The sequence below is a fragment of the Lentilactobacillus parafarraginis DSM 18390 = JCM 14109 genome (assembly GCF_001435895.1).
GTDB lineage: Bacteria > Bacillota > Bacilli > Lactobacillales > Lactobacillaceae > Lentilactobacillus > Lentilactobacillus parafarraginis.
In genome coordinates, this window is sequence record NZ_AZFZ01000233.1 from 1 (window position 1) to 313 (window position 313).

Annotated in this window: 1 protein-coding gene; it reads left to right on the forward strand. The window is 41.5% G+C overall.

The window, feature by feature from the left end; translation table 11 throughout:
* A partial coding sequence (locus FD47_RS14855; protein WP_156404181.1) for an IS3 family transposase occupies nt 1–313 on the forward strand: 313 nt, incomplete at both ends.

Below are 313 nucleotides of genomic sequence, written 5' to 3' on the forward strand. Positions count from 1 at the left end.
ACTATCAGATAAGTCGTCATGATAAACAAGATACGATTTTAAAAAGCCAGATCTTGGAAATTTGGAAAAATAATTATAAAGCCTATGGGTACCCTCGGATCACAATTGCCATGAGAAGACTTGGTGTAGTCATTGGCCCCAATCGTGTCTACCGATTAATGCAGGAGTTAGGCATTCGATCACTAATGGGGCGGCGTTTTAAGAAGCCAGGCACTCATGTAGATTATTCTCAACGGCCTAACTTGATTAAGAATCATCCAATTGGAACTATCTGGCGTGCTGACATAACCTACCTAGAACTAAGACCAGGCAC